This is a genomic window from Affinirhizobium lemnae (assembly GCF_022968395.1).
In the GTDB taxonomy this organism is placed as follows: domain Bacteria; phylum Pseudomonadota; class Alphaproteobacteria; order Rhizobiales; family Rhizobiaceae; genus Neorhizobium; species Neorhizobium lemnae.
The window spans coordinates 19890-27643 of the sequence record NZ_JALJQZ010000048.1 but is presented as its reverse complement, the minus strand read 5'-3'; the positions used below and the strand labels follow the sequence as shown (position 1 = coordinate 27643).

Below are 7754 nucleotides of genomic sequence, written 5' to 3'. Positions count from 1 at the left end.
AACTCCATCGAATCTCGCAAATCCGAAGGAATCATAACCTCTTGAAATCACCCACCTCTTTTTGAGGCAGCCTCTAACGGCTTCGGCTATCTTCGAACTGTTGCAGTTTAGCGCAGGCAAACGAACGGAAATTTATGATTACGCTTGAACGGCATTCGCTTCTGAGTCGAGAAATTTCCACAGCGGATTCGCGCGCTGCGGTCGTGGCAGTGCTGGCCAAACTGGCAAAGCAATTCGGCTTCAAGTACTTTGCCCTGATGAGCGCGCCCGCCGCCTCTGACTCGCTACTCGAACCCCTAATGGTAGAGACAAACATTCCGCGCACGTACTTGCGCGATTTCGACCGGCTGCGCCTTCTGTCGGCTTGCCCGCTAGTACCTCTATTGAAAAATATGGCACTTCCTCTCTGCTGGAGTTATGAAGAGCAGTATGACGACGGCTGGCCGCTTGACTTTCCTGACCCATTGCGGCGGGTGGCAAAAGCCCACGGTATCACGACGGGGGTAGCCATGCCCTTCAGTTCGTCAGACGGTTCCATGTTCGTGTTGCGTTTGGATGGCGATCGTCAAGTGTTGACACTGCCTCAATTGAATGAGGTTGGCATGTTGATGCTGCAGTGCTTCCGCGTGTTCGATCGCGTACGCCGCACTGAACCAGCGCAGAAGTGCATTTTGACAGCTCGCGAACTTGAGGTGCTGAAATGGACCTCGCAAGGCAAAACATCATCCGAGATTGCAGATATTCTGTCTCTATCCGACCATACTGTTAATGCCTATCTGAATAAGGCAATAAAGAAACTGGATTGTGTAAATCGAACCCAACTGGTAGCAAAAGCTATCCGCCTACGCTTAATCAGCTAGAAAACAAGGCGTATCAGATAAGTGTCAATAAGGGTTCGACCATTGCTGTCAAAATCCGGGTCCATAATTGGAAAGATCGACACGTTGCAGGACTTCGGCTTGTCGACGGCCGAATTCTTTGAAATTTTTTCAACTTTCAATCAGGTCGGTTTGTGGCGGCTCGATCTAGATAGTGGTCATACTTTTTGTAGCGCCACCTACAGCAGGCTCTACGGAATAAAGCACACCGACGGCCCCATCAACATGATGGAGATCATCGCTCGTATTCATCCTGACGACCTGAGCAGCGTAATGGAAAGTCACGAAGTCGCCTCCGCTCATCCGATGGCTTACCAGAAGATCCACCGGATTTCGTCCGATAAAGTGACCTATCGCTACGTCTGCTCTATTGGTCGTTTCCGGGCAAAGCTCGGCACCAGCGGCGAGATCGTCGGAATTGCTTTTGAAGTTCCACCGCACCGTTGCGACTTCCGGTATGAAACCGATAGCACCGCCGATTTGAAACTATAGCGAGATTCGCTATCGTCGTCAGGCACGCAGTTCGCCGTATCCCCTCCATCAAAACTGGCTGCTCGCTCAACGGTCTAGGATCGACCGGATTTCAACCAAATTGGAACGCGTGCGCAGTGTGTAGAAGCCGATTGTCGCCAGATGAGACGGCATGATCAGGCCATCTTCCGCGCCATTGGAGATTATCAGCGGTCGAATCTTCAGGGCGCCACGAAACTGTTCGAGCGTATCGTTCCAGATAGAACTCAGATTGCGCTCCCGAATGACCTGATTGAAGTCCGCGCCCGCCGCACTCATGATGGCGTAGTAGCCATAGAGCTGGCCATAGGCGAACCAAAAGCGGTCGTCGGCCCGCGTATCGAACCAGCCGCCATTGTAGTTTTCAGAACGCTCTCGCAGGATCGCAGAGGTTGCCCCCAGGTCGTTGGCAATACGGTCGACAAACTGAACCAGATTGTCGGCACGGCCATCGAACACGGCGTTGCATGAGGCCAGATCGCCGTTGAACTTGCGAAGACTGTTGATGGCCGCACGGTAGTAGCTAGGGGTCGGCGTTTTAAATCCGAACGGCTGGAGACCGAAGTACCAGGAGTACTCATCGAACTGGAGGTTACCGCGCGCATCCTGCAGGTTTCCATTTATGCCGGATGTTCCGCGCACGCGACCGAGAGAATCGACAAGTTCGACTGCTGTACGGCGAACGGTCTGGTTCACGCCTCGCTGGAACGCAGCCTTGTTATCGAGAAACGGGGTGCGATCCCAATCGAGCCCGAAGAAACCGAGTCGATACATCAGCATGGACGAAATCCAGGCATTCTGGTTCACATTTGTATCGGTAAGGTCGGCTGCTACTTCCACAATCCCGGACGGCTGGCATTGACGAGGCTGCGCGGATGCAGGAGGCGCGATTGCGGCCGTTGGTTGGGTGGCTGGTTGAACGGACGAAGGCAATTCCTGCCCCGCACCGACATTGCGATCCTGAAATTTGTATCGATCCACAAAGTTCGGATCGAAACCGGTCCAGATCTGCGTCTGCCATATGAAATAGCCATACAGGCCAAAGAAGAGCACAAGAAAAGCACCGATTGGGAGCTTTATCAGGAGATTACGTTGGCGGTACCAGCCATGCGCTGCCATGACGGGCCACAACAGCCATGCGCCGAAGAGCTTCAAGCCTTGTATTGTGGTTTCCCCTGCGCGTCGCAATAAGGCTGAAAGTGCACCCATGCCCAATGGCTCTCCCGTCGTTTGTGCTCAGGTAAGCATCAATGGCGCGCTTGTCGAGTGGTCGCTAGCTTGCGTTGAAATGTTTCGTCGATAACAGTCTTTCGGTGGGCAATGCCACGCACCGACAACAATCCTCGTTCCGCACGCTGAAACAATGTCTGAAGCAGATGAAGCGCTTCCGCAAGAGACCGCCAGCTTAAGGTTTCAAGCGAGGTGAGAGCCAGGATACTCGCTTCCGCATCCACAAGATTCTTGTTGTATATGAGGTTCGCGCTGGCAGTCATGCCGATCACGCCGTCAGCCAGATCCTGCAACATGTCGATGCGACGACCAAGCTCTTCTGTAGCTTTGCCAGCACCTAATGGTATGGCTTGCAACTCAGCGAAACGTCTTGCCAGTTCCGCCTCGAGCAGGAACAGCTGCCCGGCCAGGAATTCCCGTTGATTCTGGATCATGAGGAGAAGCCGGTGACGCTGCACCAAGGTATCGGCAAGGATATGGGCAGCATCCTCATCGCTCTGATAGACGCGGTCGCCCGAGAGGCGAAATAATCGCCTGAGCAAAGTTTTCCTGCGGGCCTGGCTGCGGCCTGCGACGCTGCGGATGACAGCACTGGCGTGGCGGTCGAGCTGCATCGTAAGGCGCGCAAACTGACTCTCGACCCATCGCCATTCCAAAAGACATGCGTCGATGCCTTCGAGAGCCGTAGCATAGGCACAGTCCGCCGCTGCCAATTGCTGCACAGCCATTTCCAGCCCTTCGCGAAGCGAAAGCACGCGCCGTTCCAGAGGGTCCAACGCAATGGGCTCTGCTTTCTGCATTGGAGTTTCCATGCTGACTCCAGCGAACAACTTACATGCTCAAGTTTCTTACAGAGAGCTTGGCCTTACACAATATGGCGGTGCGCTTTACGGTCAGAAACCGAGCGTCTTCAGTTCGGCATCCAGCCTATCCCGTGTTTTCTTGGCCATTTTGGCCGCCTTCACCGTCTCAAGGTTGGCAGGCTTGTCCCCGGCCACTATGAGCGCAACCATACCCATTCCCCAGTGTGGCGTACATTTGATGACGTAGGCACCTTCCTTGTCGATCTTGAGAACCAGCTCCTGGTTCATCTTGCCCCTGGTCTCCTCGACACCCTCAGGAAGAAATTCCTTGACGGTCGCCGCATCGTGCCCCTTGTCGACTGGTACGAACTTCACGGTGTCGCCCACGGCAACCTTCAACGCAGCTGGTTCGAACACCATGGCCTCGCCATCAGCTCCCTTATTCAACATCTTGATTTCATGGTCCGCGGCCTGCGCCGATCCTGCAATCAGGGCTGCAAGAACAAGTGCTGTGGCGGCTAGACTTCTGTTGAAACTGGTCATGATCGTTTCCTGTTTATCCGGCGGAGCGATTCCACCTCTGAATTTCAGGAGAACCAAATACTCTGGCGACAGAAACTATCCTTGATCAAGATCAACTGTCATCATGCTCAATTGTCGCAAATCCACTGCCCGTTGCGGCGCGTTTGGGCAAGCTTGCTTGCACAGGTCAGATATTGATAATGCTGGGGAACCACGAAACGGAGCAGTTCAATGCACGCAAAAACCTCGCTGAAACTCTCGCTGTCTGTCAGCCTTTTGATAGCGGTATCCGGTCAGGCGCTCGCCGCCGAGCCTGCAAGCTGTAGTTCCGTTCGATTTTCGGACGTCGGCTGGACGGATATAACCGCCACAACCGCAACCGCATCGGTGATCCTGGAAGCGCTCGGCTACAAGCCGCAGGTTCAGGTTCTGTCCGTGCCGGTTACCTACCAGTCGCTCAAGAACAAGGATATCGACGTTTTTCTCGGCAACTGGATGCCGACGCAGGAAAACGATGTTCGTCCCTTCCTAAATGACAAGTCCGTCGAGTCCTTCGGTCCCAATCTCGAAGGTGCAAAATATACCCTGGCGACGAACGCCAAGGGTGCTGAACTCGGCATCAAGGACTTCAAGGATATCGCAAAATTCAGCAAGGAACTGGGCGGCAAGATTTATGGCATCGAGCCCGGCAATGACGGCAACCGCCTGATCCTCGACATGATCGCCAAGGATACTTTTGGACTCAAATCCTTCGAGGTTGTGGAGTCCTCCGAGCAGGGCATGCTGGCGCAGGTTGCCCGCGCCGACCGTTCGAAGGAGCCCGTCGTCTTTCTTGGATGGGAGCCGCATCCAATGAACGCGAACTTCAAGCTCACCTACCTCACGGGCGGTGATGAGGTGTTCGGCCCGAACCTCGGCGGCGCCACAATCTTCACCAACACCCGAGCAGGCTACACCAAGGAATGCCCGAATGTGGGCAAGTTCATCACCAATCTGAAGTTCAGCCTTGCCATGGAAAACGAAATCATGGGTGGCATTCTCAATGACGGGCTCGAACCGCAGGCTGCAGCCACGAAATGGCTGAAGGCGAATGGCAAGGCCGTTGAACCCTGGCTGGCCGGTGTCACGACAGTGGATGGCAAGGACGGTCTTCCCGCAGTCAAGGCCAAACTCGGCCTCTGATACGACCTCCCAAAGTCAGGCGGCCAGGCAGGCCGCCCCGCATGCTTCTGGCATTTCCGCGCTGGGCACCCCTGCCCGGTCGGCTTTATCGCCGGGCTTAGCGCCTCATATGCGTCTTGCCCTTTCGTCGTGACGACTGCAACACGGGAAGAAGCCTTTGGAATTCCTGACTGAACACCGTATTCCGATTGGAATGTGGGCCAAGAAATTCGTGGACTGGCTGACGCAGAACGGCGCTTGGTTCTTCGATCAACTCTCTGCCCTCCTCTCAAAAGTCATCAATGCGCTTCTGTTTCTTTTGCAATGGCCACATGCGCTGGTCATTGTTGCGCTGATGACAGGCCTGTCCTTCTATCTGCGCAGGTCTATCGGCCTTGCTCTCTTTACCTGTCTCGGGCTCCTGCTCATCATCAATCAGGGCTATTGGAAGGAAACGACCGAAACACTCGCTCTGGTTCTGGCTGCAACAGCCGTCAGCATGGCGGTCGGCATTCCGGTCGGCATTGCGGCAGCGAGAAGGCCATGGCTCTATGAATTGATGCGTCCGATTCTGGATCTGATGCAGACCATTCCGACCTTCGTCTATCTGATCCCAGCCCTCATCCTGTTTGGCTTGGGAATGGTGCCCGGGCTGATAGCTACCGTCATCTTTGCAGTCCCTGCTCCCATCCGCCTTACCCGGCTCGGCATCGTCTCCACACCGGGAGCGCTGACGGAAGCAGCCATTGCCTTCGGCGCCACGCCTTCGCAGGTCTTGCGCAAGGTAGAATTGCCCTTTGCGATGCCGCAGATCATGGCGGGCCTGACCCAAACCATCATGCTCTCCCTGTCCATGGTCGTGATCGCAGCCCTGGTCGGCGCCAATGGCCTGGGCGTTCCTGTCGTCAGGGCGCTGAACACCGTCAACATCGCACGGGGTTTTGAAGCCGGGCTGTGCATCGTCATTCTTGCCATCATTCTGGACCGCATGTTCCGCACCGATACCGACGGAGAAGGCGCATGAGCGATGCAATCATCTTCGGCGGTGTGGACATCGTGTTCGGCGATCGCTGGCAGCAGGCGTTGGCTCTCGTCGACGAGGGAAAAACACGCGATCAGATCAGCACGGAAACTGGACAGGTTCTGGGCGTCGCCAATGCATCGCTTACCATCCGCGAGGGCGAGATTCTGGTTCTGATGGGACTTTCGGGTTCCGGAAAATCGACACTTCTTCGTGCAGTAAACGGTTTGGCGCCAGTGGTCCGTGGCAGCGTAACCGTGATGACCGGCAAGGGAAGCGTGGACCCCTATGGCTGTTCCGCCAGAGCGTTGCGAGATCTGCGGATGAACACGGTCTCCATGGTCTTCCAGCAGTTCGGCCTCCTTCCGTGGAGAAGCGTTGCCGAAAATGTCGGCTTCGGTCTCGAACTGGCGGGTATTGCGGAAGCAGAACGCAACCGCCGGGTGGCCGAGCAACTGGAACTGGTCAATCTGGCTAAGTGGGCAAGCCGAAAGGTAGGAGAACTTTCCGGCGGCATGCAGCAGCGCGTCGGTCTGGCCCGTGCTTTCGCCACAGGCGCGCCGATCCTGTTGATGGACGAGCCATTCTCGGCTCTCGATCCTCTCATTCGCACCCGATTGCAGGACGAGCTTCTAGAGTTTCAGGACAGATTGAAGAAGACCATCCTCTTTGTAAGCCACGACCTGGATGAAGCCTTCCGTATCGGCAACCGGATCGCCATTATGGAAGGCGGCCGCATCATCCAGTGCGGCACGCCGCAGGAAATCGTCAGGGCACCGGCTGACCAGTATGTGGCCGATTTCGTTCAGAACATGAACCCGATCTCCATGCTGACGGCAGCCGACGTCATGCGGCCAGGCACACAGGGGCCGTCTCAGGCGTTGCCTGTCACCGGAACAACGAGGCCGACGACACCGCTTGTTGATATTCTTGATGCGCTTGCACGACAACCGGGGGTGATCGGCGTTATAGATAATGGCGAAATCATCGGCTCCATTTCGGCGGATGAGGTAATCATTGGCCTTACACGTCACCGCCGCAGGGAGGCATCTTCATGAATGACAAACCCTCCGTCCTGCGACCCACGGATGACGAGGCGCGCCAACTGGCGCGTCAGTTGATGTCCGAAGCGCCATGGGTTGCGCTTGCAGTTCTGGAGCCCGCAACGGGCTGGCCCAGCATCAGTCGGACGATCATCGCTCTGGATGAAGACGGCGTACCCTTCATTCTCGTATCTGCGCTGGCAGCGCATACTGGTGCGTTGAAGACAGATGGTCGCTGTTCGTTTCTGGTAGGGGAACCCGGCAAGGGGGATCCACTGGCCTACCCTCGCCTCAGCGTTCAGGCTCAGGCCGAGCAATTTACGCGCGAGCACCCCCATTTTTCCGCGCTGCGGACCCGCTTTCTGGCCCGCCACTCAAAGGCTCAACTCTATATCGATCTTCCAGATTTCTACTTTTTTCGCCTGATGCCGCAATCAGGCTCGCTAAATGGCGGATTTGGGAAAGCCTTCCGTCTTGAAGGTCAAGATTTAGTATGTAGAGCATAAACCGGCTTTTAGGGGATGATTACGTAAGAAATCATGGATGACTTCTTTGATGGAAAAAAGATTCACGAGTTAGACATTTT

At 55.5% G+C, this 7754-nt stretch carries 9 protein-coding genes; 6 read left to right on the top strand and 3 right to left on the bottom strand.

All coding sequences use genetic code 11. The features are described 5' to 3' along the window. The first annotated feature begins 134 nt into the window (after positions 1–134). Positions 135–860 (top strand): helix-turn-helix transcriptional regulator, encoded by a 726-nt coding sequence (locus tag MUU53_RS19755; protein WP_247262421.1) that lies wholly within the window; start codon positions 135–137, stop codon positions 858–860. A 99-nt stretch (positions 861–959) separates the two neighbouring features. Continuing rightward, a complete protein-coding gene (locus MUU53_RS19750) occupies positions 960–1370 on the top strand; it encodes a PAS domain-containing protein (RefSeq protein ID WP_247262420.1) in 411 nt (136 codons plus the stop codon). 66 nt (positions 1371–1436) lie between these two features. Here MUU53_RS19750 and MUU53_RS19745 read toward each other — a convergent pair whose 3' ends face one another. The 3 genes from MUU53_RS19745 to MUU53_RS19735 all read right to left on the bottom strand — a co-directional run bounded on the left by MUU53_RS19745 (position 1437) and on the right by MUU53_RS19735 (position 3964). Then, complete coding sequence (locus MUU53_RS19745; RefSeq protein WP_247262419.1) at positions 1437–2597, bottom strand: DUF2333 family protein; 1161 nt, start codon at positions 2595–2597, stop codon at positions 1437–1439. A 38-nt stretch (positions 2598–2635) separates the two neighbouring features. Beyond that, entirely contained in the window at positions 2636–3418 is a 783-nt protein-coding gene (locus MUU53_RS19740) for a hypothetical protein (protein ID WP_247262418.1), read from the bottom strand. Positions 3419–3511: 93 nt separating this feature from the next. Then, complete coding sequence (locus MUU53_RS19735) at positions 3512–3964, bottom strand: pseudoazurin (RefSeq protein WP_247262417.1); 453 nt, start codon at positions 3962–3964, stop codon at positions 3512–3514. A 210-nt stretch (positions 3965–4174) separates the two neighbouring features. Here MUU53_RS19735 and MUU53_RS19730 point away from each other — a divergent pair, with 210 nt between their 5' ends. The 4 genes from MUU53_RS19730 (at position 4175) to MUU53_RS19715 (ending at position 7674) form a co-directional block, all read left to right on the top strand. After that, positions 4175–5125, top strand: a complete 951-nt coding sequence (locus MUU53_RS19730) for a choline ABC transporter substrate-binding protein (RefSeq protein WP_247262416.1) — start codon at positions 4175–4177, stop codon at positions 5123–5125. A 157-nt stretch (positions 5126–5282) separates the two neighbouring features. After that, positions 5283–6128, top strand: coding sequence for a choline ABC transporter permease subunit (gene choW, locus MUU53_RS19725; protein ID WP_247262415.1), 846 nt, complete (start codon positions 5283–5285; stop codon positions 6126–6128). Further along, positions 6125–7183, top strand: coding sequence for a choline ABC transporter ATP-binding protein (gene choV / locus MUU53_RS19720; RefSeq protein ID WP_247262414.1), 1059 nt, complete (start codon positions 6125–6127; stop codon positions 7181–7183). The genes choW and choV overlap by 4 nt, the downstream gene beginning before the upstream one ends. Beyond that, positions 7180–7674, top strand: coding sequence for a HugZ family pyridoxamine 5'-phosphate oxidase (locus MUU53_RS19715; protein ID WP_247262413.1), 495 nt, complete (start codon positions 7180–7182; stop codon positions 7672–7674). The genes choV and MUU53_RS19715 overlap by 4 nt, the downstream gene beginning before the upstream one ends. Positions 7675–7754 lie beyond the last annotated feature (80 nt).